The following is a 1256-nucleotide window of genomic DNA, read 5'->3' on the forward strand; positions in this document are numbered from 1 at the left end:
CAGGCTGTTGAGAAACGCCCCGAAGCAGCGACAATCATAGTTCCCATCAATCATCAGGTCGTGGCTGTGCGCGGAGCCGATATCCAGCAACTTGGCATGTTTTCGTATGTGTCCGTGGACGAGCGCGTGCCTGCCGACCACCCGATCCGCAAGTTGCGCGTGCTGGTCGATGCGATCCTGAAGGAACTCGATGACCTGCTGGCTTCCCGTTACGCCGCCGGCGGTCGCACCTCGATTCCGCCGGAACGGCTGCTGCGCGCCTCGCTGCTGCAAGTGGTCTACAGCGTGCGCAGCGAGCGGCTGCTGATGGAGCAGTTGAACTACAACCTGCTGTTTCGCTGGTTCGTGGGTCTGAACATCGACGACACGGTATGGGATCACTCCACCTTCTCGTTCAATCGGGATCGGTTGTTCGATGCCGAGATCGCCCAGCGGTTCTTTGCTGACACCGTATTGCTGGCCCGGCTCAACGACTTGGTCAGCGACGAGCACTTCTCGGTGGATGGCAGTTTGCTGGAAGCCTGGGCCTCGCACCGCAGCTTCCGCCCCAAGGATGGCTCGGACAACGGCGATGGCAGTGACTTCCACGGTCAGAAACGCGGCAACGACACGCATGCCTCGACCACCGATCCGGACGCGCGACTGGCGCGCAAGGGCCAGGGCCAGCAGGCACGGCTGGCGTATCTGGCCAATGCCCTGATGGAAAATCGCCACGGCTTGCTGGTGGGCGTGGATGTGCGTCATGCGACAGGGACGGGCGAACGGGAGGGCGCACTGGCGCTGGTCGATGCGCATCTTCAGCCCGGTGCGACGCTGGGCGCGGACAAGGGCTACGACGTGCACGACTTCGTGGCCCAGTTGAAGCAACGCGGGATCAAGCCGCACATCGCCCGTCACACGGCCAACGGGCGACGCAGCGCCATCGACGGACGCACGGCGCGTGGCAAGGGTTACGCCATCAGTCTGCAGGTCCGCAAACGCATCGAACAGGGTTTCGGTTGGGCCAAGACCATCGGCGACCTGCGCAAGCTGCCGCGAATCGGCTTGGCGAAGGTCAGCGCGTGGGTGCACTGGAACTTCGCCGTGTACAACCTGATCCGAATCGGTGGCATCGGTGAGTGGTGGAATCCTTCACCGACTTGAGGAAACGTGCGTCCGGAAGAAGGGCAAGGTTGACGTGAAACCGCCAAGGATGGCGCTGCACGATCTATGAAAGCTATCGCGTAGCGCGAAAGATGTCGCTTCTCAACAGCCTG

General features: G+C 62.3%; 1 protein-coding gene. It reads left to right on the plus strand.

Annotated features, from left to right (window positions below):
• Nucleotides 1–96 precede the first annotated feature (96 nt).
• Nucleotides 97–1143, plus strand: coding sequence for an IS5 family transposase (locus IHE47_RS00060; RefSeq protein ID WP_192102893.1), 1047 nt, complete (start codon nucleotides 97–99; stop codon nucleotides 1141–1143).
• Nucleotides 1144–1256: the final 113 nt, after the last annotated feature.

It is taken from the genome of Rhodanobacter sp. DHB23 (genome assembly GCF_014842975.1).
Classification (GTDB): Bacteria; Pseudomonadota; Gammaproteobacteria; order Xanthomonadales; family Rhodanobacteraceae; genus Rhodanobacter_A.

What these genes read in the sequence shown, in the direction of transcription:
- IHE47_RS00060 (WP_192102893.1), top strand. Translation starts at nt 97, where the DNA reads ATGTTTTCGTATGTGTCCGTGGACGAGCGCGTGCCTGCCGACCACCCG.